A 25,060-nucleotide genomic window follows, 5' to 3' on the forward strand; every position below is an offset into this window, starting at 1 on the left:
ACATAGAGCCGGGCGCGCGCCCGAGGCAACCGGGTCACGCCGGCGCGAGAAAAACCAGATCGACCCGCCAGACCTGGCCGCTGAAGCCGAAGGCGGCGGGGACGGCGAGCGAACGCCGCGGGGCGGTCCGCAGCGCCGGAAACGCCTTGAGGATCAGCGCGTCCTCGCTTGTGTGGGTGAGGATGGCGATCCCGCCCGACCTGCCGCATCGCCGCACATTTTGCGGGCCCGACCATTCCGCATGGTCGAAATCGACATAAAGCGCTCTGCGCAGCCACAGCACCGTCGAGGCCGCCAGCACGGGATCGGCGATGACGACGCAAAACGGTCCGTTCGCTCGGGTCTCCCAAAGGCGCGCGACGGCTTCGCCGAGTTTTCGCGAATCGGCGGCGTAAAAGGTGAGCGGACGGCCAATCGAGGCGCCGACGACATCGGCGAGAAAAAGATAGGCGATGAAGGCGACAAGCAAGCCGCTGGAGCCAAGCGCCATTCGCCGGGCGGTCGCCTCCACCTCGGGCGCGGCGCCGTCGAAAAGCAGGGCCAGGCCGACGGCGCAGGAGGACGCGAAAGGCAGGACCCAGAGCGGCTGCGCCACCTGATCCGTCACGACGACCCCGGCGATCAGGGCCAGGGACGGGCCAAAGGCGAGGACCGCCCCGACAAGCGCCTTTTTGTCCGATCCTGCGATCCGGCCCCGAGCGGCCCACGCCACCACGATGAGATTGGGCGCGAACAGAAGGATTTGGCCGACGCAAATGTTCGCAACGCTGTGAACGAGGCCGGTCTCGTCCATTTCGTGACCGCCCAGCGCATAGGCGGCGGCATGGCCGCCGTGTCGCAGCGCGTCCGCCACATGCGGCGCCAGGATCGCAGCGCAGACGAGCGCCGCAACGTAAGTCATGGGCCGGCGCAACACCGCGCGGTACCGCAGGAGGCACAGAGCGAAAAGGCAGGCCAGCAGCAGGGCCAGCTCATATTTCACCAGGAGTCCCAGACCGGCGGAGAGCCCCAGCAACAGGGCGTCGCGTCCGCGCGTCCGTTCGAAATAGGCCAGAGCGTAATAAAGCGTCGCCGCCCAGAACGGCGCGAGCATGGAATTGTGATTGACCTGCACCGCGAAAAAACTCGCGGGCAGCGAGGTGACAAACAGCATCACGGCCAGGGCTGCGGCCTGCGGCCCGCCATAAAGCCGGGCGGCCCGCCACACATAGAAGGCGGCGACGGCCATGCCGAGCTGGCTCATCAGCAGCAGCAGGAAGATCGGCGCATGATGCAGGCCGAGAACGGTTTGAATCATCAGCGACAGCAAGGGCGGATGGCGCGCCAGGCTCAGCGGCGCGCCGCTGCCCCAATAGGCCGCCTCGAGCGTGTCCTGATGCAGGTTGCCGATGAGGAGCGCCGGCGTGACCGCCCAGATCAGCACATGCGCGACGACGGCCAGAACCACAGGCGATGCGCTGAAGCGAAGCAAGGATCACAGAACTCCGCGCCTTCTCCCCTTGCGGGAGAAGGTGGCTCGGCGCGGAGCGCCGAGACGGATGAGGGGGTCGACCCGCCTCAAATGCGCAAGGAGACTAGAGGGTTCCCGACCCGGCTCACCGTCCCGCGGGCACGACGATGCTTTGGCTGCGGCAGCCGCGCCGCACGACATCGGGACAGGCGACGAAATCGCGCAGGTCTTTTGACAGGCAGATGCGCGCCTCCTGCAAGGCGCCGCGCTGGCACGTCACAGCCATCATGCCGGGCCGCAGGCGCGGATTGGCGGCGATGAAGGCGCGCTGGATGTCGAGCGGCGACACATACAGGTCTTCGCGCGGCGCCCGCAGTTCGGCAGGAATGGTGACGGCGTCGCGGGCGGCGCGCACATCGGCGAAATAGTTTTGTGGGCTCTTGCCGGAACAGGCTCCGTGGGCGCGCCATTCGTGGCGGGCGAGACCGGGGTCGGGGTAGAGGTCGCCCAGGCCGGAGGCGACGCTATAGGGCAGGTCGGAGCCGTCGCAGGCGGGCGGATAGCCCCTGGCATATTGCTGCCAGAGCCCGTGAACGACAAAGCCGGGATTAGCGCCGGGGGCGCATTGGCGCCGCGATTTTTGCGCCCCACCATTGGCGCAGAACGACGGCGACCAGGACAGCGAGAGGAGGTAAAAGTCGAAATCGCCTGATGGCGTGGTCCCGCGCGGCCGATAGGCGGCGCCCTCGTCGCGCGGCGCGGCCCTCTCTCGGGGCGGCCCCTGGTCCGAACAATCGTCGAGGATGCAATCATTGGCGGCGAGCGCCGGGGCTGCCGCCAGCAGAGCCGCGGCGACCACCCAAAATTTCATCTCACCGCGCCCGAGCAATGCGGCGGGAAGGCCCGCGCCGGGTCCTCGCCGACGGCGCAGAATTCGACGCCGGGGCCAAAGCCGACGAAACCGCCGCGCTCGACAATGTTGAATTTCACTTCGCGGGCCTTGCCGTCGTTGAACAGCGCGCGGATGATGCAATAGCGGCGCGGGATAAATTCGGCGCCATGCTTGCGGTAGCCCACCTGCCGTTCCTGGGCGAGGTCGAAGCTGACGATCGACAGGTCGCTTTCGCCGAACCAGAACTGTTTCGAATCGAACTGGTCTTTGATGGCGCTCAGAATGCCGCCGTCATTGCAGGCCGGCAGATCGCCGCTATAGGGGATGGCCCGATCTTCGGCTGGAAACGTATAAGGCGCCATATCGCGCGGCGCGGAGCCGGCGAAGGCCGGGAGCGCGAGAACAATCAAGGTCGCCGCGAGGGCGGGACGCGAAAAAAGCATGGGAATCCCCGGTAGCCATTCGCGCAGACGATGCGCGAAACCGCCAAGCAGCGTCAAGGTTTTTCTAATCGGGCGGGGCGCGGCTTACCCGTGCCCCACCTGATAATCCTTGATGTCGGTGAATTGGATCGCCGGCCAGCGCTCCTGGTCGTAGCGCAGGTTGAAGGCCGATTGCGCCAGGAACACAGGCGCGCCGTCGAGGTCGTTGGCCATGGCGGTCGGATAGGCGCGGATGAATTTGTCCAGCTCCGCCGGCTGGTCCGAACTGATCCAGCGGCAGATTTCGAAGCGGCTGGTTTCAAAGCTGACGGGCAAGCCGTATTCGGCCTGCAACCGCTCGGCGAGCACGTCGAGCTGCAGCGCGCCGACGACGCCCACCATGGCGGGGGAGCCGTCATGCGGGATGAACAGCTGGACGACGCCCTCTTCGGCCATTTGCTGCAAGGCCTCGCGCAGCTTCTTGGCCTTCATCGCATCGCCAAGTTTCACACGACGCAAAATTTCCGGCGCGAAGCTCGGGACGCCTCGGAACACAAGGTTTTCGCCCTCGGTGAGCGTATCGCCGATGCGCAGCGCGCCATGATTTGGAATGCCGACGACGTCGCCTGCAAAAGCCTCTTCGGCGAGCTGGCGGTCCTGGGCGAAGAAGAATTGCGGCGCGTTGAGCGCGATGTTTTTTCCCGTGCGGGCGAGGCGCGCCTTCATCCCGCGCGTCAGTTTTCCCGAACTCACGCGCATAAAAGCGATGCGGTCGCGGTGGTTCGGGTCCATGTTCGCCTGGATCTTGAAGACGAAGCCGCTCATTTTGGCTTCGCGCGGATCGACGTTTCGCGAGGCCGCCGCCACCGGCTGCGGCTCCGGCGCGAACTCGGCCAGAGCGTCGATCAGGTCCTGGACGCCGAATTTTTTCAGCGCCGAGCCGAAGAACACCGGGGTGAGGTGGCCTTCGAGGAAAGCCTGGACGTCGAACGGCTTTTGCGCCTCGCGCGCCAGTTCGATCTCCTCCATCGCCAGCAGGGCGTCGGCATCCGAAGAAATTTCGGCGATTTTGGGATCGTCGGGGCCTGAAACCTTGATCGGCTCGGAATCCTCTTCCAGCAGCCGCACCAGATTGGCGCGCAGGTCGTAGGTTCCGGCAAACCCCCTGCCCCGCCCGATCGGCCAGGTCAAAGCGACGGTGTCGAGCGCCAGGGTTTTTTCGATTTCGTCGAGCAGGTCAAAACAGTCGCGACTCTCGCGATCCATCTTGTTGACGAAGGTGATGATGGGGATGTCGCGCAGGCGGCAAACCTCGAAAAGTTTGCGCGTGCGCGCTTCAATACCCTTGGCGGCGTCGATGACCATGATGGCGGAATCGACCGCGGTCAGGGTGCGATAGGTGTCTTCCGAAAAGTCTTCGTGGCCGGGCGTGTCGAGCAGGTTGTAGACGCAATCGCCATATTCGAACGTCATCACCGAGGTGACGACGGAAATGCCGCGTTCGCGCTCGATGCCCATCCAGTCGGAGCGGGTCTGGCGGCGGTTGGCCTTGGCGCGCACCTCGCCGGCGAGCTGGATGGCTCCGCCGAACAGCAGCAGTTTTTCCGTGAGCGTGGTTTTGCCGGCGTCCGGGTGGGAAATGATGGCGAAGGTGCGCCGCCGGGCGACGGGGTCTTTGGACATGGTCAACCGCAATTTCTCATAGCGTTTTCGAGCGAAGTGGATGCCGGTTCGCGTGAAGACCCGCAAGGGCCGCGTTAGCGAATACGCGTGACGCCAAGACTCAAGGCTGCGTCCGGCAAACCTCGGTTTGCCGGACGCAGCCTTGGGATTACGGCTGACTTAGAGCATGGGCCGCGAAAGAGGAAGTTCTTTTCGCAGGCTGCGGCAAAAGCAGCCGTGGAGCGCCCCCGTCCTTCGAGACGCGCCTTTCAGGCGCTCCTCAGGATGAGGGCTACTGGTTTCAGCCGCCGGTCACGCAGGCGTTTTTTGGCCCGCCTTATGCGCGACGATCCACTTTTTCAGCTCCTCGACATGCTCCGCCTCTTCCGAGACGAATTCGACGGCGAGCGCCTTGATCTCGGGGTCGGTGGTGGTGTCGAGCACGTTCTTGTAGAAATCATAGCCGGCCTGTTCGGCCTCCAGCGCGATTTCCAGCGCTTCGCCCTTGCCGATCATCGGATCGGCGGCCCAGATTGCAGCCTTTTCCGGGCTCTCGAAATCCGGCCATTGGAAAGACGCGGGCAGCAGCTCCGGCACGTCGCGGTAGCCGGCGCGGGCCTTGGCGTCGCCGAGATGCAGCCGCGAATAATCCGACAATTGGCGGAAAAGTTTTGCCGTCTCGGCATTGCCGGCGCTCTGCATGGCGTCGGCGAGTTCGCCGAAGCGCTCGGCCGCCTCCTGTTCGAGACGGATGGCGTAGGCCAAAAATTCCTCGACGCTTTGCATCATTTTTCTCCTCTTCGCCCTGATGTAGCGCCGAGGCGGAAAGCCGCCAAGCCTATTTTCTATGCATGCCCGCCAAACAGGCGGCAAAAACAAGCTTTAGCGCACGCGCTCCAGCCCCTTCTTTTGAAAAGCGCCCTCGCGAAAAAACACCACGGCCTGGCGCAGCGCGTCAAAATCCCAGGGCAGCAGCGTATGGGTCGCCGGCAGGCAAATATGATCGGCGAGCCCGGGCAGGCGCGTGCGCGCCACCGTCACTTTGCCATCATTGGGGCCGCGCAGGAAGAAATAAGACAAAAGCGGGTTGAGCGTGCGGTCGCCCGCAATCACGCCCACCGGAAAATCGATGGGCCCGCGCTCGGCGGAACAGGTGAGGTCGTCGATGGCCGGGCCGAACAGCGGCCGCAGCAGCGCGCTGCCGGCGATGAAATCGGCGATTTCGCTGCCGCCGAGCGGCGGCGCCAGCATCACCACTTTGCCCAGATTCTTTGGGCGCTCTCGGGCGATCAGCGCCCAGGCGACCAGCCCGCCCATGGAATGGGTGAGGAAATGCAGCTCGCCGTCGAGCTTTTCGGCAAAATTTTTCACACGGGATGCGAGCCGCGCCGCGTGGTCATCGACCGACGCGCGGCGCGAGGGATAGCCCGGATTCAAGGTGTGGAAGCCGCGCATCTCCAAAAAGGCCTGCGCTCCCCACATGGAGGCCGGCGTGCGGCCGAGGCCGTGGAGAAGGACGACCCCGTCGGCCACTCAGAGCTGCTCCTTGCGATGGTCGCGCGCCAGGAAGGAATAGACCGTCGGCGTGACGAACAAGGTGAACATCGTGCCGATGCTCATGCCGGCGGCGATGACGATGCCGATGGCGGCGCGGCTCTTGGCGCCGGCGCCGGCGGCCATGATCAGCGGAATCACGCCGATCACCATGGCGGCGGTGGTCATCAGGATCGGGCGCAGGCGCACGCCGGCCGCATGTTCGATCGCCTCGCGCGGCGACAGACCCTGGCTGCGCTGCATGGCGTTGGCGAAATCCACCATGAGGATGCCATGCTTGGAGATCAGCCCGATCAGCGTCATCAGGCCGATCTGGGTGTAGATGTTGATCGAGGCCGCGCCGAAGAAACCCAGAATGTTGAGCGGCAGCAGCGCGCCAAACATCGAGGTCGGCAGCGCGATCAGGATGATGAACGGATCTCGAAAGCTTTCGAACTGGGCGGCGAGCACGAGATAGATGACGATCAGCGAGAAGCCGAAGGCCAGCGCCAGCGTCGAGCCCTCCTGCACATATTGCCGGCTCTCGCCGAGGAAATCGTAAGTGTAGCCCTCGGGGAAGATTTCCGTCGCCTTGGCTTTGAGGAAATCGAGCGCCTCGCCCACGGTGCGGCCGGGGAACGGCACGCCCGACAGGGTCGCCGCGTTCAATTGCTGGAACGAGGTCAAAGCGTTGGGCTGAATCTTCTCCTTGATCTGCACCACCGTCGACAGCGGCGTCAGCGCCCCCGAACCGGTGCGCAGCTGGTAGCGGGTCAGCCAGTCCGAATCGAGGCGGAACTCGCGCGGCGCCTGCGGGATCACCTGATAGGAGCGGCCGTACAGGCTGAAGCGGTTGACATAATTGCCGCCCAGGAAAGTGGCGAGGGTCGCGCCGATGTCCTGCATGGAAATGCCGAGCGCATTGGCCTTGGCCGCGTCGATCTTCACCTCGAGCTGCGGCGTGTTGAACTTCAAATCGCCGTCGGTGAAGATGAACAGGCCGCTCTTGGCCGCTTCGGCCTGCAGGCGGTCGAGCACGCCGGACAGGGTCTGGAAGTCGCCGGCGGTGCGGATGACGAATTGCACCGGCGCGCCGCCGGAATTGCCCGGCAGCGACGGCAGGGCGAAGGCCACCACCTGCCCGCCCGGAATTTCCGCGAGTTTTGGACCGAGCCCCTGCAGCACCTGCTTCTGGTTCTTTTCGCGCTCGCCCCAGGGTTTGAGAATCATGCCGGCGATGCCCTGGGTGACGCCCTGCGAGCCGTTGATGGCGAACACATGGTCCTTTTCCGGCACGCCGTCGAGCACGCGCTGCAGATTGCCGGTGACCTGCTCCATATAATCGAGATTGGCCGATTGCGGCGTCTTGACCATGGTCAGCAGAAAGCCCTGGTCCTCCTCGGGCGCCAATTCGCGCGGCGTGGAGAAATAGAACACGCCGGTCAGCGCCAAAGCCGCCGCAAGATAGAGCAAAATCACCGGCCGATTGTTCAGCGCCCGATGCAGCCGGGCCTCGTAGCGCAGCCGCAGTTTTTCGAAGATCACGTCGAGTTTTTCGGCGAGCCCCTTCTTGCCGTCCTCGTGGCGATGCGAGCGCAGCAGCCGCGAGCACATCATCGGCGACAGCGTCAGCGCGATGAAGCCGGACACGACCACCGAGCCCGCCAAGGTGAAGGCGAATTCCTTGAACAAGGCGCCGGAGAGGCCGCCGACAAAGCCGATCGGCGCATAGACCGCCGCGAGCGTCACGGTCATGCCGATCACAGGAAGCGCGATTTCGCGCGCGCCCTTGATCGCCGCGTCGAAGGGGGTCATGCCCTCCTCGATATGGCGATAAATGTTTTCCACCACGACGATGGCGTCGTCGACGACGAGGCCGATGGCGAGCACGAAGGCCAGCAGCGTCAAGAGGTTGATGGAATAACCGAGCAGCAGCATGAACAGCATCACGCCGATCAACGACAGCGGGATGGTGATCAGCGGGATGATGGTCGAGCGGAGGTCGCCGAGGAACAGGAAGATGACCAGAACGACGATCAGGACCGCTTCGATGAGCGTCTTCTGCACCTCGTGGATCGAGGCGCGGATGAATTCGGTGGCGTCATAAGCGATCGACGCCTTGAGGCCGGCGGGCAGGCCCGCCTGGAGATTCGGAAAAGCTTTGCGAACGTCGGCGATCACGCTGAGCGGATTGGCGGTCGGCGTGCCGTAAATGCCGATGAACACCGCCTTGAGCCCGTCGAACACGGCGGAGGATTCGGCGTTTTCCGGCCCGAGCTGGATTTTGGCGACATCGCCGAGCCGCACCAGCGCGTCGCCACGGTTGGACACGGTGAGCTGCGAGAACGCCCGGGCGCTTTCGAGCGAGGTCTGCGCGTCGATCGAGACCTGTGTATAGTCGGATTTGATCTGGCCGGCGGCGGAGGTGAAATTGTTGGCGATCAGGGCGAGGCGAATGTCGGCCGCCGTGACGCCGCGCGCCGCCATGCGGTCGGGATCGAGCCAGACGCGCATGGCGAAATTCTGCCCGCCGAGAATCTGGGCGCTGGCGACGCCGTCGATGGTTTGCAGCGCCGGCTGCACCACGCGCGACAGATAGTCGTTGATCTGCGGCCCCGTGAGGTCGGCCGAGTTGAACGACATATACATCAGCGCCGTGCTCTGGCCCGCCTGCTTGACCACCACAGGGTCGAGCGCCTCGCGCGGCAACAAATATTTGACCTGGTTGACCTTTGCCAAGACGTCGGTGACGGCGCGGTCGGCATTGGCGTTGAGGCGCAGGTTGAGCGTGATCAGCGAGGTGTTCTGCTGCGAGCTCGACACCATCGTGTCGATGCCCTCGGCGCTCGCCACCGCCTGTTCGATGGGCGTGGTGATATAGCCCTTGATCACGTCGGCATTGGCGCCGGGATAGCTCGTCGTGATGGTGATGGTCGCCGAGGACAGAGCGGGATATTGCCGGATCTGCATCTGGAATCCGGCCTGCGCGCCGACCAGCAGGATCAGCAGGCTGACGACGCTCGCCAAGACGGGACGGCGGATGAAGAGATCGGTAAAGGCGCCCATAACTTATCCAAGATGCGTGGACCGCCCCCGCCCTTCGAGACGCCTGCCGCGCAGGCTCCTCAGGATGAGGGCTACTTGTAGAAAAACCCCCTCATGGTGAGGAGCGCCCGCAGGGCGCGTCTCGAACCATGCACATGGGGACGAAACAGCGTCATTGCAGCGGCAGCGGCTTTTGCGGCGGCAGGCCCGAATTGGCCTCGATCGTCACCGGCATATTGGGCTGAAGCTTGATCTGGCCCTGCGTCACCACTTTTTCGCCAGCCTTCACCCCTTCGGCGATGGCTACGCGCTCGTCGCGGGTGTCGCCCAGGCGGACAAAACGCCGCTCGGCGCGCAGCGGGCCGTCAAAGCCTTTCTGCTCGTCCTGCGGCACGACGACATAGACGGAATCGCCGTAGAGCGAATAGGCGATGGCCGTTCGCGGCACGGAGACGACCTCGTGGGGCTTGCCCGCCTCGACCTCGACATTGCCGAACATGCCCGGCAGCACTTTTTTGTCCGGATTGGACATTTCGGCGCGCACCAGCAGCGTGCGGGTTTCGCGGTCCACCCGGGCGTCGAGGTTGACGATTTTTCCCGAAACTTTCAACCCGCCGAGCAGGTCGACCTGCGCCGTCACCGTCTGGCCGATGGCCAGATCGCTGAAGAACTGCTCCGCCGCGGGGAAATCGATATAGATCGGGTCGAGCTGCTGCAAGCTCACCAGCGCGGCGCCGGCGGCCACATATTGGCCGACATCGACCTTGCGAATGCCGATGCGCCCGGCGAACGGAGCCTGGATGGTCTTTTGCGCGATGATCACCTTGGCGCGCTCCACGGCGGCGGCGGCTGTGTCGCGCGCCGCGATGGCGGCGTCGAGATTGGCCTGGGCGGCCACCCCGCGCGCCAGCAGCGATTGCTGGCGCTGGTAGGCGACCTCGGCGTTCTTCAACGTGGCGGCGTTGGATTTCAGCTCGGCCTGCTCGATGGCGTCATCGATGCGAAACAGCAGCGCGCCCTGGGGCACGTCCTGGCCGTTCTTCACCGCGACTTCGGCGATAATGCCGGCGAGCTGCCCAGCGACATCAATGCCGGGCACGGCCTTGAACGAGCCGATGGCGGCGAGGCGGGGCGTCCAGGTTTCGGACCGCGCCGCCTCGACCGAGACGCCGCTGACCGGACGCGGCATTTTGGCCATGAAGCCCGCGACCATCGAGGGCTTGACCATAAACTGGAAGTAGGCCAGCCCGCCGACCACGGCCGACAGTATGACGAGGGTGAGGAGAAAAGACCTGACGCGCATGATTTCCGTCTGTGCTCAATGCGAAGCGCTTTGTAAGGAGGCGGAAGCGAAAGGGCAAATGACTTTTGAGTCACAATCGCCTCGCTTTCGCCAGAGTTCCGCTATTCCTAAGCGCTATGGAGGCGAATCGTGGCGAGAGTGTTGACGTCGGCTTTGATGCTCGCGGCCCTCAGCGGGCCGGCCCTGGCGCATCCGCATGTCTGGGTCGCCGCCCGCGAGGAGGTTTTGTTCGACGCGCAGGGACGCGTGGAGGCGATCCGGCACATCTGGACCTTTGACGAAATGTATTCCGCCTTCGCCGTGCAGGGCCTGGGCAAGGACGGCCAGCCGCCGACCCGCGAGGAGCTGGCGCCGCTGGCCAAGACCAATGTCGAATCCCTGGCCGAATTCCAGTATTTCACCGCGGTTAAGACCGGGCCGACCTACCAGGAATTCGGCGAACCGCGGGATTATTCGCTCGAGGCCGACGCGCAGAAAATCGTCACGCTGCGCTTCACCCTGCCGCTGAAAACGCCGGTTTCGGCGCACAAGCCGATCACCTTCATGGTTTACGACCCCACCTATTTCGTCAGCATCGAGCTGGAGAAGAAGGACCCGGTGATCCTGAAAAATCCGCCCTCAGGCTGCTCGATGAGCACGATCAAGCCCGAACCGCTCAGCGCCTCGGACCAGAGTAAAATGACCGAAAGCTATTTGTCCGGGCTGGCGCCGGGCCAGGATTTCGGCGTGAAGCTCGCGCCGCGCACCCTGGTGGCCTGCCCATGAGGGCTTTGGTTGTCGCGGCCCTGGGTCTGGCGTCCAGCCCGGCGCTGGCGCAGATCGGCAAGAGAAACCCGTTTTCCCTCGGGGTCGACGAAGGCTCGGTCGGCGATGTCGGGCGTATCGGCCTGTGGCTGCTGCATCAGCAGGCGGATTTTTATAAGACTCTTCGGACCGGCGTCGAAGCCGCCCTTCACGACCCCTCGGCGCTGCTGTCGCTGGCCGCCGCCGCCTTCGCCTATGGGGTGTTTCACGCGGCGGGCCCCGGTCATGGCAAGGCGGTGATTTCCTCCTACATGCTCGCCAACGAGCGGGCGATGAAACGCGGGATCGCTCTGTCGTTCCTCTCCGCCGGCTGGCAGGCGCTGGTCGCCATCGCCCTGGTGGGCGTAGCCTCGCTGCTGCTCGGCGCCACGGCGCAAACCATGACCGCCGCGACCTCGCTGGTGGAAAAGACCGCTTATGCGCTGATCGCCGGTTTCGGCGGCTGGCTGCTGTGGCGAAAAGGCGCGGCGCTGGTCGCGGCGCTGCGCCCGCCGCCGCCCCCGTCGCGCTTCAAATGCGATGACGGCGGCGAGTCCCATCCCGCGGATTGCCCGCATTGCGTCGCGCCCGACCCCAAAGGGCTCGCCGGTGAGCTATCCTGGCGCCAGGGCGCGGCCACCGTGCTGGCGGCGGGCTCGCGCCCCTGTTCCGGCGCGATACTGGTGCTGGTGTTTTCCGCCGCGCTCGGCGCGTTTCGCATCGGAGTCTGGGCGACGCTCGCCATGGCGGCGGGCACGGCGCTGACCACCGCCGGGCTCGCGGCGGGGGCCGTGCTGTTCAAATCGGCGATGACGCGCCTGCTCGGCGCAAAAAGCCGCCGCGCCGAGATTTTCGCGCGCGCGGTCGAAGCGGGCGCGGCGCTGGCCGTGCTTTTGCTGGGCTTGTCGCTGCTGGCGGGCGTCTGGGTTTCCGGGGGCTAGAACAATTCGATGAACAATTGTTCACCAGACTGTTCCAACTTCCTTTTTTACGTTTTCTTTACACGCATCCAGCGCAAGACCGCCTTGACAATGCTCTGAACCTCGCCTTTGATCGGACGAATAAAGGGCATATTCTTGGGCCCCAAAAATTACCCTCGCAGGAGGCCGCCATGACCGCTCCCCACAAACTTTTCGAGCAGAAGCGGGTCCGCGACGCCATGAATGCGTCAGTGCCTTCGGTGCATCCCGAGGATTCCGCCTGCCACGCTGCGGAAATCATGATCAAGCTGCGGGTCAGCGGCCTGCCCGTGGTCGACGCCGAAAACCGGCCCATCGGCGTGGTCAGCGAGAGCGATTTCCGTTACGCCGACGCCGCGGAGCGCGCCAAACAGCGCGAGGCCTGGCTGCGCTATATTTCCGAGGGCCAGGCGATCTCGTCGGCCTATCTCGAAGCGCTGGAATGCGAGGCCGACCAGGTCCGCCGCATCATGGCCACGCCGGCGATCTGCATCGACGAGGACGCGAGCCTGGTCGAGGCCGCCGAAAAGCTGGCGGAACACCGGCTGCGCCGCCTGGTGGTGACCCGCGACGGCAAGGTGACCGGCATTGTCGGCCGCTCCGGCCTGCTGCGCTATTTCGCCCCGCAGCGCCCGACCGCCCGCCCGCTGCCGACGCCGGACGAGTTCGAGGCGGCGATCGAAGCCGCCGGACTGCCGGCGGCGAAACCGCCACAGCCAGAACCCGCGCCCGCGGGCGTCGTCGAGGCGGCCGAGCTGAAAAAACTGGTCGCGGACTACGAACGCCGCAAGGTCGAACTGAAGGCGGATGTCGCCCGCCAGGCCAAGGCCAAGCGCGACGAAGCCGTCAAAGAGCTGTTGCACGCCAAATTCACCGACGAGGAAATGAGCCGTCTGCTCGCCCAGGCTTTCGAGGCGGCGCGCCGCGGCGAAACCAGCTGCGTCGCCCTCACCTTCCCGGTCGCCCTGTGCGCGGACGCCGGCCGCGCCATCAACCTGCCCTCCCCCGACTGGCCGGCGAGCCTGCGCGGCAAGGCCGCCGACTTCTTCCTGCGCTGGGAGAGCGCGTTGAAGCCGCTGGGCTACGCGCTCGCGGCGCGCATTTCCAGCTTCCCGGACGGCTTTCCCGGCGAGGCCGAGCTGTCGCTCGTCTGGGGCCGCGACGGCTGACGCCTCGCCCTTCGAGACGCCAGCCTAGGCGGGCTCCGCTCGGCGCCGGCTAGACCCCGGCGACCAGCTTGCGCAATGACGGGGCCAAGCCGATGCGATCGAAAGCGGCCGGAAGGTCGGCGGCGAATTGCGGAAAGCGCTGCGCCAGCGCGTCCAGATTTTTGCGCCTCTCCTCCGGCTCGTTGCGCCGCTGCGCCAGCGCCGCGCGCGCCAGCAGGCCGGGCGCCGTCTTCTCGGTCCCCGGCGTCAGCGCCGCGCGCGCCGCCGCGGTCTCGTCCCCCCGATTCAAGGCGTCGAGGAAGGAGAAGAACTGCGTCCAGGCGGGCTGAACCGGATTGAGCTTGTGGGCGCGCTCGAACAAAGCCCGCCCCTGGTCGAAATCGCCGCGCGCCATGCGCGTCGCGCCGACGCGATAGAGCAGGCAGGAGGAATCGGGATAGAGCCCCAGCGCCCGCTCCGCCGCCGCGAAAGCTTCGTCGTAGCGTTTTTGGAAGAAGCGAACCTCGAAGATCGCGCTCATGGCGCGCGCCCGCTGCGGCGCGGCCTCCGCCGCCCGCGTCGCCAGCTTGTCGGCTTCGTCCAGCGGATCCGCGCCCGGGGGCGCCAGGCCCAGGCGATATTCCTCAAGCAGGATGCGCGACAATGTGGCGAGCGCGCGCACCGAGCGCGGCCTGGCCGCGACCGCGCCGCGCAGGCATTGCTCGATGCCGGGCAAGTCCCCGGGACCGCCATTGCGGAAATATTCGTAACTGCCGATCACGCATTTCTGCTCGCCGCCGAGCGGCCGGGCGACCATGTCGGAATAGACGACGCCATAGGGTTCGGCGATCTTGGCGGAAAGCTCGGCGACGGCGCGCATGTCCGCGTTCTCGTCGGCGCCGATGACAGTCTCCTGGCTGAACAATTGTTCGTCGCGCACATTGTCGACTTGAACGACGGCCTCTACCGTGCCGTCCTTCTTGGGGAAAAAGCTGAGTTCAACCTCGTAGAAATCGCCGGACGGACGGTCGTCGGTGACCCGGACATCCTCGAACTTGCTGAGCCGGGTTTTCAACGCCGTCGCGTAACGGTCCGCGATCGCCGCGAGTCGGGCGTCGGGCAGCTTCTCGGACGTGACGATGTAAAGCGTCGGCACGTCGGTCACCAGCGCCGGGCCACGAAGGCCTCGAAAGGCGAGGACGGCGACGATCGCCGCAAGCGCCAGCAGCGCCAGCAGGCCATTGCGCCACAGGCGCGTGCGCGCAGGCGCCGCCGGCGAGGCCTGCCCGGGCGCGGCGGAGACGGCGGCCGGCTCGCCTTGGCCAGGGGAGGACTCCCGGCGCCGGAAGACCGGGACATAGCCGCCGCGCGGCACATCGATGATAATAGCGTCGGCCTGGCCCGAACAGCCATAATAGGCGTTCAGCTGTTCGCGCACCCGCTTGGCTTGCACGCGGACGGCGGACTGGACGTCGGCGTTAAAGGATTCGGTCTTCCCCAGGGCTTCGGTGGCGATCGTATAGGCTTTGACGCGCTCCGACCGCCCCGCGATCTCCTCCTCGACAATATAGGTGAGGAAGTCCCTTGCGCGCGGAGAGGTCGCGAATTCGACGCTGTCAAGAACGCGCCGCAGCGCCGCGCGCTTGTCCTCGGCGGCAAGCTCTTCGGCCCCGCGCTCCGCGTCCATGCGCTCGTTCACGAAAGCCACGCCCATGACCGAAGACCTCGGCAGAAGAATTCAGCAATTCACATAAATAGGCGCAGGGGTTTGAAGGTTCAATAAGAGGTCGCCGTCAGGAACTACCGCAATGCCGAGTTGCTGGCGCGCGAAGGGACCGACCGCTGACGGCCGGCCCCCGGAACGGGGCGCCCTCAGGCGCTGAGGCGAGCGGCGGGCGCGGCTGAACCGCCGGCTTGCGCGCGTTCGCAGAAGAATGAGACCCTGTCGCGCAACGCTTCGATCATCGCAATGACGGGGCCGATCTCTTGCGGATCGATTCCCGAGCGCTCGCTGTCGCCGTCATACACAAGGTCCGCCAGGGCGAAGTTCAGCTCGATCAAACTGCGTTCCAGATGTTCTTGGAACATGAAAGACTCCAAATTTAAGAGTCCCGCGCCGCAAACACGGCGACGGGGCGCGCGCTCTGGCCTCCCAGTTTCGGCGCGCCCCCTGACTAGGGCACGAAAATACGCATATGACAGCCGCGTGACGGTTACTTCCGGCTAACGAAACCAACGGTCTTTGATGTAAGTGTTAATTGTATGGGTTAACTTTGACGCGTTGGTTATTGAAATAAGTTTTATAAGAAAATGCGTTTCACACAGTCGTCGCCGCAGCATCGCCATGGCGCGAGAGCGGAAAACAGGGATGCGATGGCGCCGTTAAGTAAGCTGACGCGGCGCGCGTGAAAAAGAACGAATATAATAAAGAGAGACCGGCGCGATCGCGCCGGTCTCTCTCTTCGACTCAACCAGTCTCTCTCGACTCAATTGCAGATGCGCACGAGGCGCCGGCGCCAGCCATAGGGGGTCTGAACGGTGACGCGACGCAGGACGCAATAGCTGTCGTAATAGTCGTAGCCGGCATAGACCGGGACGCCCCAACCTCCGCCCCAGCCCCAGCCGCCTCCCCAGCCGGCATAGCCCCAACCGGGATAACGCCAGCCCGGACGCCAGCCGGGACGCGCCCAGCCGCCGCCGCCCCAACCAGGACGGCCCCAACCGCCGCCGCCCCAGCCCGGGCGCCCCCAACCGGGTCCGTGCCCCCAGCCGCCGCCGTGCCAGCCGCCGCCATGTCCCCAGCCGCCGCCATGGGCGAAGCCGCCGCCGCCGAAACCGCCGTGACCAAAGCCGCCGCCGCCAAATCCGCCATGACCGCCGCCGAACCCGCCGCCGCGGGCCTCCGCGGGATCGGCAAAAGCCGAAATCGATACGGCGACCGCCGCGCTCAATGCGAATTTCACGAAAGATGACGCCATCGACGCTCACTCCTCTTTCTTCAGGCGCGAAGCTTACGCGGTTCATGCCTGAACTCAAGATTAACGGCGGGCGCCGGCCGCGCAGCGGGGCCAGAGCGCCGATCACACCTTCGTGAGAGCGCGGGCGCTTACGCCGCCGCGGCCATTTCCGCCGCCATGCGGTTCACGGCGGGATAGTCGATCTTGCCCGAACCGAGCAGCGGAATTTCGTCGACCACCACCACCTGCGCCGGCAGCATCAGTTCGGTGGCGCCCATGCCCTTGGCGAAGGGGATGAAATCGCTGCGGTTGGCGTTGGCGTGTTCGGTGAGCAGGATCAGCTTTTCGCCTTTGCGCGGATCGGGCGCCGTCACCACCGCGAGCTTGGCCTCCGGCCAGAAGGCGCTGGCCAAAGCCTCGACCGCGGCCAGCGACACCATTTCGCCGCCGATCTTGGCGAAACGCTTGGCCCGGCCTTTTATCGCGACGAAACCCTGGGCGTCGATGTCGACGATGTCGCCGGTGTCGTGCCAGCCGTCGGCCGGCTTTTCGATGAGTCCGGGATTTTCCGAGCGCAGATAGCCCATCATGATGTTGGGGCCGCGCACATGCAGGCGCCCGCCTTCCGAAATGCCTGGCACCGGCTCAAGTTTGGCCTCAATGCCCGGCAGCAGCCGGCCGACCGTGCCGAATTTGTTGAACATCGGCGTGTTCAGCGCCAACACCGGCGCGCATTCGGTGACGCCATAGCCTTCGAGGATGCGCAGGCCGAATTTCTCGTCATAGGCTTTCCGGGTCGCCGCCTTCACGGCCTCCGCGCCAGCGATGACATAGCGCAGCGAGCGGAAATCGTAGGGGTGCGCCGAGCGCGCGTATCCCGCCAGCAGCGTGTCGGTGCCGAACAGAATGGTGGCGTTCTGGCCATAGACCAGTTCCGGGATCACCCGGTAGTGCAGCGGCGAGGGATAGAGGTAGAGCGGCACGCCGGAGGCCAGCGGCAGCAGCATGCCCGCCGTCAGCCCGAAGGAGTGGAACACCGGCAGGACGTTGAAAATGCGGTCCTGCGGGCCGAAATCGATGCGCGCCGCCGCCTGCGCGACATTGGACATGATGTTCTGGTGCGACAGCATCACGCCTTTTGGCGCGCCTTCCGACCCTGACGTGAAGAGAATGGCCGCGCAGGCTTCCGGGTCGCTCTCGTGGATCGGCTTGCGCGCGTTGATCATGGCGCGCAGCTTGTCGAGGGTCGAAATCGTCGTCTTGACGTCCTCGAGCCAGACGAACTTGACCTTTTCGCCGACCCGGTCGACGAGCGCCTGCAAATTGGCCTTTTCGATGAAGCCGCGCGAGGAGACGATCGTGTCCACCTTGGCCGCCGCGCAGGCGGCGATGATATTGGCCGGCCCCGCGGTGAAATTGATCATGGCCGGGGGATGATTGGCCGAGGACAGGCCGAGCACCGCCACCGCCGCCGCATTGGAATTGGGCAGCATCAGGCCGATGGGCGCGCCGGGTTCGGCCAGAGCATCGAGCTTTTCGCCCAGCGCCCGCGCGCCGATCAGCAATTTCTTGTAGGTGAGCGCGCCGCCGATCGGGTCTTCCACCGCGACGCGGCCGACGCCATATTTCTCCGCCGCCTCGATCACCGCATGCAACAGCGTCTTGTTGGCGTCGGTGGTGCGGAACACGAGGTCCGACATCACCTGGTAGAGCGCGGCGCCGGCGGCCATGCGCCGCGCCTTGCCGCGGAGCTTTTCGTCCACCTTCAGCTCGACGGGCTCGAGCACGGTGACGCGCACCTTTTGAAACCAGCGGCGCGGGGCCTGTTCGCGCGACAGGCGGGAGAAGGCGGTGGCCTCGAAACCGTCGAGGCGGACCGGCACGACTTTGACGCCCGCCTTTTCGGCGATCATGCCGGCGCCGTCATAGACCTTCATCAGCGAGCCCGTAACCGTCAGCCGGCCTTCGGGAAAGATCACCAGCGAGGCGCCCTCGCGCACCTCCTTGATCAGGCCGCGCGTGGCGAGCGGTTTGGTCGGGTCGAGCGCATAGGTGCGGGCGAAGCGCAGGAACGGCTTCACCCACCAGGCCTTGGCGATCTGGGAGTCGATGGCGAAGACCGGCTTGCCCTCGAGCAGCGAGAAGGCGAGCGGCGCGTCCAAGAAGCTGACATGATTGAGGGCGACGATGCAGTTCGGCCCGGCCTTGGCGATGTTCTCGCGTCCGACGACCTCCACGCGATAGAAGGCGCGGAAAACAATGGAGAGAAAGTCGCTTAAAGCGTTGGTCGGCAGGGTCTTGAACATCCAGAGGGCCGCAACGAAACAGGTCGCGCCCATCAGGCCAAACAGCGCCGCAAAGTCAAGCCCAAGCGCCTGGAGCGCGGCGACGGCGATCGCGCCGAGAACCATGAAGGCGGCGTTGAGCACGTTGATGGCGGCCACGACGCGGGCCCGCTTGTCGGCGTCGGCCCAGGCCTGAGCCGCCGAGAAACTGGGCACGGCGAGCGCGCCGCCGGCAAAGGCGAGGCCGAACAGGTCGGCGCCGACCCGCCAGGCCAGGGGGTGGCTGAAGAAGTCCCCCTGCGGCAACGCGCCGCTGCCGTTGAGCGCCAGCGCCAGTTCGACGGAGAAGACACCCATGGCCAGCGTCGCGACCGGCGCGGGCAGCAGCACGATGCGGCCGGCGCACAGGAACGCTCCGAGCCCCGAACCCAGCGCCACCGCCACGGCGAAGGCGGCGAGATAATAGGAGACGGCCATTTCGTCGCCGCCGAGCTGCATTTTGACCAGCGGCGGCAGCAGGGAGAGCGCGATGGCGCCGAACATCCAGAACAGGCTGACCATCACGCCGGCGCGCCACAGGCGGCTATCCGCCCACAAATCGCCGATCAGCCGGCCGGTGGATTTAAAAATGTTCTTTTCGACCTTGAGGTCGGGGGCGGCCTCGCCGGTTGCGGGGATGAACAGGCTGGCGACATAGCAGGCGGCGGCGACGCCGAGCATGGCCCAGGCGAAATGCGCGGGATTTCCGCCGCCCTTGGAGGCAAAGCCGCCGGCGAGCGTGCCGAGCAGGATGGCGACGAAGGTCGCGCCCTCGATCAGGGCGTTGCCGGCGGGAAGTTCGCGCTTTTGCAGATGGTCGGGCAGGATGCCGTATTTGATCGGCCCGAACAGAGCGGAAATGCAGCCGAACAGGCCGAGCGCGACAAACAGCATGGGAATGGAGTGAAGGGCGAAGCCGCCGACGGCCAAAGCGGCGGCGAGCATTTCGGAGAGTTTGAGCCGCCGCGCGATCATGGCCTTGTCGAAACGGTCGGCCATTTCGCCGCCGAGCCCCGACAAAAGGAAGAAGGGCAGGATGAACAGGCCGCCGGCGAGCGTCACCAGCGATTGCGCCTGCGAGGCCTCGCCCGCCATTTTGAACATGATCAGGAAGACCAGCGCGTTTTTCAGAAAATTGTCGTTGAAGGCCGACAGGAACTGCGTCCAGAACAGAGGCGCGAACCGGCGCGCGGTCATCAAGTCCAACATCTGATCCTCCCCAAGGCCAAATGCGGCCGAAACCGGAAATTTTTTGTTGACGCGCGGGACCCGGTCATGGGTCCCGATTAAGCGTCACTTGTTGATGTCCATCAAGAGCCGTTCGGTCTTGGCTTCCTCGATGCGGTTGAGCAGTTTTTCCGCTTCATGCTTGTCGCGGGCGGTCTTGGTCACGGAGACGCAGGACTGCACCAGCATGATCACGCCCATGCCGAGATAGGATTTGGTCCAGAGGTCGACGGGCAGGAAGAAGATGCCGGCGCCGACCATGACAAAGGCCAGCACGAATGTGGCGTAAGTGAAGGTGACCCAGGCGGAGGAGTGGCTGGCGGCGTTCTGGTTCATGAGGATTTTCCTTGTAAAACATTGCGAAAACAAATGTCTGGGCCGTCATGGCCGGGCTTGTCCCGGCCATCCACGCGGCGCCGCAGCGCAAGCTGAACAGAATTTTACGCGCGGCTTGGCGTAGATGCCCGCATGACGCACATCACGCAGCGGACATTGCGGCGTTCTTCTCCCGCAGCCGGGCAAAAACCTCCTCGGCGCTGGCGCGCAGACGCCGGCCGCAGCCGGCCTCCGCAAGTTTTTCCGTCATTTTTTCGGGGGAACGCTCGTGTTCAAACCCAGCCAAGGCCTGTTCGGCGTCGTCGGCCAGCTGCTGGCGCTGGGTGAGTCGGGCCAGGGTCGCCTCCGCCTCCTCAAAACCGGCGCGAAAAACATTGTCCGCCTGCGCGTCGCGGCGCAATTGGCCAAGCGATTCCTTGGCCCGTACGAGCGCGCGGCCCCGGTTGAGCTCGGCGAGCCGGGCCTCCGACTTGCGCAGCCGCGCGCGCATCTTTTCGCATTCCCGCTCGGTCAGCTCGCAGGCGCGGCCCGCGGCGTCGCGGTCGGCTTCCAGATCGGCGAGCAGACCGGCCGTCTCCAGGGCCAGATCGTCGCGGCCCTGCTTCAGCGCGGCGCAGGCGCGGGAATCGAGTTCGGCAATATGCGCCTCCAGCGTCGCCAGCCGGCGGGTCTCCGCCTGATGCTGGGCCGCGGCGAGGGCCATGGCCTTTTTCGCCCGGGTCAGCGCTGCGCCGCAATCCCGGATCTGCTGGTCGAGAAGGGTCAGGGCGTGGGCGTCCGAAAAAGTCTCTTCAGCGACAAAGGTCCGGGCGCGAAACAGTGTGACGAGCGTCTTGAACATTGCGATCCCCGTGATATGAACATTGTTCACAACTCATCTGTAGCGCGATTTTGAACACCGTTCAAGAGAAAATTTGAACAAAGTTCACAGCGGGGCGTTAGGGGACGGACATGACCAACAAAACCGAGGACCGCCGAACCCTCCAGCGCGAGCGCCTGATCGAAACGGCGGAGGCGACCATCGCGCAATCCGGCCATGCCGCGCTGAAAGCCCGGGACCTCGCGGCGAGCGTCGGGGTGTCGCTGGGCGGCCTCTACAATCTGGTCGGCGACCTCGACGAACTCCTGCTGCTGGTGTCGGCGCGCACCCTGCGCCGGCTCGACGCCGCGCTGGCCGCGCAGACCGGCGAAGACCCGGTGGAAAGCCTGGTCGGCGCCGCGCTGGCCTATTGCCGATTCGCCCGCGACAACCTCGGCCTGTGGCGCGCCGTGTTCGAACATCACCCCGACGCCGTGCCCGACTGGCATGTCGAAACCCAGCTCGGCCTGTTCCGCCACCTGCTCGAACCGCTGCGGCGGATTGCGCCGCACAGGAGCGAAGACCAGCGGAAATTGCTGGCGCGCACCTGGTTTTCCGCCGTCCACGGCGTTGTCTTGCTGGGTTTGGAGGAAATGCTGGTCGCCGTGCCCTATGACGCCCTGGAGGCGCAGGTCTCCGAGATGGTGCGGGCCTTGTGCGCGGGCGCGCGGCAGGGTTAACGTAATTTAACCGAGGTTAACGTAATCTAACAAAGCCGCTTGCTTGCGCGCGACAAAAGCGCGCATAAGCGAAAATCCACGCCAAAACGGCGGGTTGAGGAAACGGAGCAGGGTAATGGCGGATGCGCAGGCCCCGGCGGTCGCCGGGAAAAAGAAGAAAACTCCCTTTTACAAGCTGCTCTATGTCCAGGTGTTGTTCGCCATTGCGCTCGGCGTGGTCTGCGGCATTTTCTTCCCCGACTTTTCCACCACGCCCGGCGTCAAGGCGCTCGGCGACGGATTCATCAAGCTGATCAAGATGGTGATCGCGCCGATCATCTTCTGCACGGTGTCCTCGGGCATCGCCCATATCCAGGACGCCAGCAAGGTCGGCCGCGTCGGCGTCAAGGCGCTGATCTATTTCGAGGTCGTCTCCACTTTCGCGCTGCTGATCGGTCTGGCCGTCGGCAATTGGTTCCAGCCCGGCGCGGGTTTTTCCGGCAAGATGGGCGATGCGGCGGCGGTGGAGAAATACGCCAGCACGCACCGCACCACGGTCGATTTCCTGCTCGGCATCATTCCGGATTCCGTGGTCGGCGCCTTTGCCGCCGGCGACATCCTGCAAGTCCTGCTGTTCTCGATCCTGATGGGCTTCGCGCTGCTGGCGCTGGGCGAAAGGGGCGCGCCGCTGCGCGCGCTGATCGACACGTCCGCGCAGGCCGTGTTCGGCGTCATCAACATTGTGATGAAGGCCGCGCCCTTCGGCGCCTTCGGCGCCATGGCCTATACGGTCGGCAAATATGGCGCGACCTCGCTCGGCAGCCTCGCCTCGCTGGTGGGCGTGTTCTATTTGACGTCGGCGCTGTTCATCACCATCGTGCTCGGCACGATCGCGGCGCTGGCCGGCTTCAACATCTTCAAGTTCCTGGCCTATATCAAGGACGAGCTCTTGATCGTGCTCGGCACCTCCTCCTCGGAGAGCGCCCTGCCCCAGCTGATGGAGAAGCTGGAGCGCGCCGGCTGCGCCCGTCCCGTGGTCGGCCTGGTCGTCCCCACCGGCTATAGTTTCAACCTCGACGGCACCAATATCTATATGACGCTGGCCACCCTGTTCATCGCGCAGGCGCTCGGCGTTCATCTCGACCTGACGCACCAGTTGACCATCGTGCTGGTGGCCATGCTGACGTCGAAAGGCGCCTCCGGCATTACCGGTGCGGGCTTCATCACCCTGGCCGCGACTCTGGCCGCCGTCGATCCGCGTCTGGTGCCGGGCATGGCCATCGTGTTCTCCATCGACAAGTTCATGTCGGAGAATCGCGCCTTGACCAACATTATCGGCAATGGCGTGGCCACGGTGGTGGTGGCGGCCTGGGAGGGCGAACTCGACCGCGCCAAGCTGAAGGCGGCGCTGTCGGGCAAGGCCGAGCCGATCACCGCCACGGCCTGAAACAGCCTAAAACGAAAAAACCCTCCGGCGACCCGGAGGGTTTTTTGTGTTCAATCTCCGCCGCCGCACCCGCCGCCGCAGGACGATCCGCCGTCGCCGTGGCCACCCCCATCGCCGTGGCCACCCCCATCGCCATGACCGCCGCCATCGCCGTGGCCGCCATGGCCGTCGCCCGCGCCAAAGCCCGCCGTCGTTCCGTCTATGGAGCTGTCGCCAAAATCGCCGCCGCAATAGGGCGCGAAAGCGCCGGGGGCGCGCAGCGCCTTGCAATCCGTGGCGTAGCGAAACCCGTCGGGAATGCGGGTCTCCCCGTCCAGCGCGAACAACAAAGGCAATCGATCGGGCTTTCGCGGATCGATCCCCTCCTCCGCGCAGCAGGCGCTCCACACCCGCCGCAGCCCGGCGTTGGACTCGCGCTGCGCCGGCTTGAGCGCCAGCGCCGGCGTGTGATGAAAGAAGCCGCCAAAGGCTTTTTGGCAAAAATCCTCATAGGCGCGGGTGTACAGGATGAACTCGTGCCAGAGATCGTCCACCACCTGCGAGGGCATGGCGACATAGGCCATGCCGCAGGCGAGATAGGCGCGGAAATATTGCCGCAAGCCATTTTCGACCCGGAAAACCTCGGCGGCTGAAAGATTCGGCCGCCGCGCGCGAAACCGGTCGATCAGACCCGGAGGCCAAGCGTAATCGTCGATAGTGGCGCGCCGGCGAATTTCGGCGCGCAGCTTGATCGATTTGGAGACCAGCGCCGCGATCGCCAGCGCCAGGATCGTCCAGACGATGACGACTTCCGCGCGCATCGCCTCAATTCATGCGCCAAATGACGAAATTGAGCACGGCGGCGAAACCGACCCACAGGCCGAGCGGAACGATCAGCCAGCCGGCCAGCCGATCGAATTTTCCGAACACGACGCCGGTCGCGACAACCAAGAGCCATTGCGGGATCACCACCGCCAGCCCGGCCAAGGGGCTTTGCGCAGCGAAAAACGCGAAGGACCACGCCACCGTAAACAGCAATTGTCCCAAGAACAGGCCAACGGCGACCTGTTTGCCCGGCTGGCGCGGCAGCATCAGGATGCGCCAGAACGCCACCGCCATCAGGCAGTACAAAAAGGTCCAGACCGGGCCGAACACGGCGTTCGGCGGATTGAACCAGGGCTTTTGCAGGCTCTCGTACCACGGGACGAGATTGAGCGCGGTCGCCATCTGGCCCAGCAGCGAATCGAGGAAAACAAGGCCCGCGGCGATCACGCCGGCGCGGCCGGGCGCCATACCGGGACGGGGGGATTGGGCGGCGTCGGTCATGAGGTCTCCTGGGCAGGCTTAGCGATCTTGTTTCAATACGGGTTTGTCGCGCGAAAAGTCCCTGAACGTCCAAAAGCGGTGGACGATGAAATTGAACACCAGGATCAGGCCGGTGGTGAACATTTGCGCGGGAATATAGGGCGCGCCGAGCTTTCCGACCAGCAGCGCCATCAGCGCCCAGGTCATGAAGAAGCCGGTGGCCGCCACCAAAGCGAAGCGCCAGCCGGCTTCCCCATGGGTGCGGTCGGTCGCGAACGTGTGGCGGCGGTTGAGGATGTAATTGGTGACGCCGCCGACGACATAGCCCGTCAGCGTCGAGGGAATCACCGGCGCATGCGCCAACTCCCGCAGCCCGATCATGACGGCGTAATGCGCCGAGGTGGCGACGCCGCCGACGATGAGGAAGGAGGAAAACTGGCGTCTCAGCATCGGCTCAGCGCGGCAGTTGCGCGTAATAGGCGGACAGGCTCTTCATCTCGTCCTCGCTCATGTGGCGGCTCATATATCGCATGTCCTGGTGCGGCCGGCGCCCGGCGCGGAACGCCTTGAGCTGGTTGTAAAGATAGGCTTCGATCGGCAAAACGGCGCGCATGCGAAAACAGTCTCGGGGGCGACGGTTGGGCTCTTAGAGCGGGATGTTTTAGGACGGAACCACCTGCGTTGACCTGCGGCGAACCGATCCGCCAGGAGGCGTGCGAAGCGCGATGCTGGCGCATCGCGCGAGCGCGCCGACGCCGCGGGCGGTCGCC

23 protein-coding genes are annotated in these 25,060 nt (G+C 65.1%); 5 read left to right on the forward strand and 18 right to left on the reverse strand.

The features are described 5' to 3' along the window. Positions 1–34: 34 nt before the first annotated feature. The 8 genes from M2320_RS13915 to M2320_RS13950 form a co-directional block, all read right to left on the reverse strand. A complete protein-coding gene (locus M2320_RS13915) occupies positions 35–1,471 on the reverse strand; it encodes a glycosyltransferase family 39 protein (RefSeq protein WP_264597797.1) in 1,437 nt (478 codons plus the stop codon). Positions 1,472–1,595: 124 nt separating this feature from the next. Next, entirely contained in the window at positions 1,596–2,321 is a 726-nt protein-coding gene (locus M2320_RS13920) for a ribonuclease T2 (protein ID WP_264597798.1), read from the reverse strand. Next, on the reverse strand, positions 2,318–2,785 hold the full coding sequence (locus tag M2320_RS13925; RefSeq protein WP_184428580.1) for a hypothetical protein: 468 nt from the start codon (positions 2,783–2,785) through the stop codon (positions 2,318–2,320). The genes M2320_RS13920 and M2320_RS13925 overlap by 4 nt, the downstream gene beginning before the upstream one ends. Positions 2,786–2,869: 84 nt before the next feature. Further along, the gene (locus tag M2320_RS13930; protein WP_264597799.1) at positions 2,870–4,447 is read right to left on the reverse strand and encodes a peptide chain release factor 3; all 1,578 of its coding nucleotides are present in this window, start codon (positions 4,445–4,447) and stop codon (positions 2,870–2,872) included. 291 nt (positions 4,448–4,738) lie between these two features. Further along, positions 4,739–5,212, reverse strand: coding sequence for a ferritin-like domain-containing protein (locus tag M2320_RS13935; RefSeq protein ID WP_264597800.1), 474 nt, complete (start codon positions 5,210–5,212; stop codon positions 4,739–4,741). Positions 5,213–5,308: 96 nt separating this feature from the next. Next, positions 5,309–5,959, reverse strand: a complete 651-nt coding sequence (locus M2320_RS13940) for an alpha/beta hydrolase (RefSeq protein WP_264597801.1) — start codon at positions 5,957–5,959, stop codon at positions 5,309–5,311. After that, positions 5,960–9,025 carry a multidrug efflux RND transporter permease subunit gene (locus M2320_RS13945; RefSeq protein ID WP_264597802.1) on the reverse strand — a complete coding sequence of 1,022 codons (3,066 nt, stop codon included), beginning with the start codon at positions 9,023–9,025 and terminating at the stop codon, positions 5,960–5,962. It lies immediately after the preceding gene. 151 nt (positions 9,026–9,176) lie between these two features. Beyond that, a complete protein-coding gene (locus M2320_RS13950) occupies positions 9,177–10,307 on the reverse strand; it encodes an efflux RND transporter periplasmic adaptor subunit (RefSeq protein WP_264597803.1) in 1,131 nt (376 codons plus the stop codon). A gap of 129 nt (positions 10,308–10,436) precedes the next feature. Here M2320_RS13950 and M2320_RS13955 point away from each other — a divergent pair, with 129 nt between their 5' ends. The 3 genes from M2320_RS13955 (at position 10,437) to M2320_RS13965 (ending at position 13,218) form a co-directional block, all read left to right on the forward strand. Further along, a complete protein-coding gene (locus M2320_RS13955) occupies positions 10,437–11,072 on the forward strand; it encodes a DUF1007 family protein (protein WP_264597804.1) in 636 nt (211 codons plus the stop codon). Continuing rightward, positions 11,069–12,031, forward strand: coding sequence for a nickel/cobalt transporter (locus M2320_RS13960; protein WP_264597805.1), 963 nt, complete (start codon positions 11,069–11,071; stop codon positions 12,029–12,031). The genes M2320_RS13955 and M2320_RS13960 overlap by 4 nt, the downstream gene beginning before the upstream one ends. Positions 12,032–12,201: 170 nt before the next feature. Then, on the forward strand, positions 12,202–13,218 hold the full coding sequence (locus M2320_RS13965) for a CBS domain-containing protein (protein ID WP_264597806.1): 1,017 nt from the start codon (positions 12,202–12,204) through the stop codon (positions 13,216–13,218). 49 nt (positions 13,219–13,267) lie between these two features. On the opposite strand, the gene M2320_RS13970 is transcribed toward M2320_RS13965, so the two are convergent. The 6 genes from M2320_RS13970 to M2320_RS13995 form a co-directional block, all read right to left on the reverse strand. After that, on the reverse strand, positions 13,268–14,911 hold the full coding sequence (locus tag M2320_RS13970) for a tetratricopeptide repeat protein (protein ID WP_264597807.1): 1,644 nt from the start codon (positions 14,909–14,911) through the stop codon (positions 13,268–13,270). Positions 14,912–15,069: 158 nt separating this feature from the next. Beyond that, positions 15,070–15,258 (reverse strand): hypothetical protein, encoded by a 189-nt coding sequence (locus tag M2320_RS13975; RefSeq protein WP_264597808.1) that lies wholly within the window; start codon positions 15,256–15,258, stop codon positions 15,070–15,072. 425 nt (positions 15,259–15,683) lie between these two features. After that, positions 15,684–16,175 carry a hypothetical protein gene (locus M2320_RS13980; RefSeq protein ID WP_264597809.1) on the reverse strand — a complete coding sequence of 164 codons (492 nt, stop codon included), beginning with the start codon at positions 16,173–16,175 and terminating at the stop codon, positions 15,684–15,686. Between the two features lie 128 nt (positions 16,176–16,303). Next, positions 16,304–19,687 (reverse strand): acyl-[ACP]--phospholipid O-acyltransferase, encoded by a 3,384-nt coding sequence (locus M2320_RS13985; RefSeq protein ID WP_264597810.1) that lies wholly within the window; start codon positions 19,685–19,687, stop codon positions 16,304–16,306. 84 nt (positions 19,688–19,771) lie between these two features. Next, the gene (locus M2320_RS13990; protein ID WP_184428587.1) at positions 19,772–20,041 is read right to left on the reverse strand and encodes a YiaA/YiaB family inner membrane protein; all 270 of its coding nucleotides are present in this window, start codon (positions 20,039–20,041) and stop codon (positions 19,772–19,774) included. Positions 20,042–20,183: 142 nt separating this feature from the next. Beyond that, entirely contained in the window at positions 20,184–20,882 is a 699-nt protein-coding gene (locus M2320_RS13995; protein WP_264597811.1) for a PspA/IM30 family protein, read from the reverse strand. Between the two features lie 110 nt (positions 20,883–20,992). Between M2320_RS13995 and M2320_RS14000 the strand changes: the two genes are divergently transcribed. Both M2320_RS14000 and M2320_RS14005 read left to right on the forward strand, forming a co-directional pair. Continuing rightward, positions 20,993–21,580, forward strand: a complete 588-nt coding sequence (locus M2320_RS14000; RefSeq protein ID WP_264597812.1) for a TetR/AcrR family transcriptional regulator — start codon at positions 20,993–20,995, stop codon at positions 21,578–21,580. A gap of 115 nt (positions 21,581–21,695) precedes the next feature. Further along, on the forward strand, positions 21,696–23,006 hold the full coding sequence (locus tag M2320_RS14005; protein ID WP_264597813.1) for a dicarboxylate/amino acid:cation symporter: 1,311 nt from the start codon (positions 21,696–21,698) through the stop codon (positions 23,004–23,006). A gap of 50 nt (positions 23,007–23,056) precedes the next feature. Here the strand turns inward: M2320_RS14005 and M2320_RS14010 are convergent, their stop codons facing one another. From M2320_RS14010 to M2320_RS14025, 4 genes are read right to left on the reverse strand one after another with little or no spacing between them, the layout of a single operon-like run. Further along, positions 23,057–23,806 (reverse strand): glycine-rich domain-containing protein, encoded by a 750-nt coding sequence (locus tag M2320_RS14010; RefSeq protein ID WP_264597814.1) that lies wholly within the window; start codon positions 23,804–23,806, stop codon positions 23,057–23,059. A 4-nt stretch (positions 23,807–23,810) separates the two neighbouring features. Continuing rightward, positions 23,811–24,311: a TspO/MBR family protein gene (locus M2320_RS14015; RefSeq protein WP_264597815.1), complete on the reverse strand. Its 501-nt coding sequence runs from the start codon at positions 24,309–24,311 to the stop codon at positions 23,811–23,813. Positions 24,312–24,329: 18 nt separating this feature from the next. Beyond that, positions 24,330–24,740, reverse strand: a complete 411-nt coding sequence (locus M2320_RS14020) for a GtrA family protein (RefSeq protein ID WP_264597816.1) — start codon at positions 24,738–24,740, stop codon at positions 24,330–24,332. Between the two features lie 4 nt (positions 24,741–24,744). After that, positions 24,745–24,903, reverse strand: coding sequence for a c-type cytochrome (locus tag M2320_RS14025; protein ID WP_264597817.1), 159 nt, complete (start codon positions 24,901–24,903; stop codon positions 24,745–24,747). Positions 24,904–25,060 lie beyond the last annotated feature (157 nt).

Source organism: Rhodoblastus acidophilus, from assembly GCF_025961575.1.
GTDB lineage: Bacteria > Pseudomonadota > Alphaproteobacteria > Rhizobiales > Beijerinckiaceae > Rhodoblastus > Rhodoblastus acidophilus_C.

What these genes read in the sequence shown, in the direction of transcription:
- M2320_RS14025 (WP_264597817.1), bottom strand. Translation starts at nt 24,903, where the DNA reads ATGCGCGCCGTTTTGCCGATCGAAGCCTATCTTTACAACCAGCTCAAG.
- M2320_RS14000 (WP_264597812.1), top strand. Translation starts at nt 20,993, where the DNA reads ATGACCAACAAAACCGAGGACCGCCGAACCCTCCAGCGCGAGCGCCTG.
- M2320_RS13970 (WP_264597807.1), bottom strand. Translation starts at nt 14,911, where the DNA reads ATGGGCGTGGCTTTCGTGAACGAGCGCATGGACGCGGAGCGCGGGGCC.
- M2320_RS13945 (WP_264597802.1), bottom strand. Translation starts at nt 9,025, where the DNA reads ATGGGCGCCTTTACCGATCTCTTCATCCGCCGTCCCGTCTTGGCGAGC.
- M2320_RS13920 (WP_264597798.1), bottom strand. Translation starts at nt 2,321, where the DNA reads ATGAAATTTTGGGTGGTCGCCGCGGCTCTGCTGGCGGCAGCCCCGGCG.
- M2320_RS13995 (WP_264597811.1), bottom strand. Translation starts at nt 20,882, where the DNA reads ATGTTCAAGACGCTCGTCACACTGTTTCGCGCCCGGACCTTTGTCGCT.
- M2320_RS14005 (WP_264597813.1), top strand. Translation starts at nt 21,696, where the DNA reads ATGGCGGATGCGCAGGCCCCGGCGGTCGCCGGGAAAAAGAAGAAAACT.
- M2320_RS13950 (WP_264597803.1), bottom strand. Translation starts at nt 10,307, where the DNA reads ATGCGCGTCAGGTCTTTTCTCCTCACCCTCGTCATACTGTCGGCCGTG.
- M2320_RS14015 (WP_264597815.1), bottom strand. Translation starts at nt 24,311, where the DNA reads ATGACCGACGCCGCCCAATCCCCCCGTCCCGGTATGGCGCCCGGCCGC.
- M2320_RS13935 (WP_264597800.1), bottom strand. Translation starts at nt 5,212, where the DNA reads ATGCAAAGCGTCGAGGAATTTTTGGCCTACGCCATCCGTCTCGAACAG.
- M2320_RS13965 (WP_264597806.1), top strand. Translation starts at nt 12,202, where the DNA reads ATGACCGCTCCCCACAAACTTTTCGAGCAGAAGCGGGTCCGCGACGCC.
- M2320_RS13925 (WP_184428580.1), bottom strand. Translation starts at nt 2,785, where the DNA reads ATGCTTTTTTCGCGTCCCGCCCTCGCGGCGACCTTGATTGTTCTCGCG.
- M2320_RS13960 (WP_264597805.1), top strand. Translation starts at nt 11,069, where the DNA reads ATGAGGGCTTTGGTTGTCGCGGCCCTGGGTCTGGCGTCCAGCCCGGCG.
- M2320_RS13930 (WP_264597799.1), bottom strand. Translation starts at nt 4,447, where the DNA reads ATGTCCAAAGACCCCGTCGCCCGGCGGCGCACCTTCGCCATCATTTCC.
- M2320_RS14010 (WP_264597814.1), bottom strand. Translation starts at nt 23,806, where the DNA reads ATGCGCGCGGAAGTCGTCATCGTCTGGACGATCCTGGCGCTGGCGATC.
- M2320_RS14020 (WP_264597816.1), bottom strand. Translation starts at nt 24,740, where the DNA reads ATGCTGAGACGCCAGTTTTCCTCCTTCCTCATCGTCGGCGGCGTCGCC.
- M2320_RS13990 (WP_184428587.1), bottom strand. Translation starts at nt 20,041, where the DNA reads ATGAACCAGAACGCCGCCAGCCACTCCTCCGCCTGGGTCACCTTCACT.
- M2320_RS13980 (WP_264597809.1), bottom strand. Translation starts at nt 16,175, where the DNA reads ATGGCGTCATCTTTCGTGAAATTCGCATTGAGCGCGGCGGTCGCCGTA.
- M2320_RS13985 (WP_264597810.1), bottom strand. Translation starts at nt 19,687, where the DNA reads ATGTTGGACTTGATGACCGCGCGCCGGTTCGCGCCTCTGTTCTGGACG.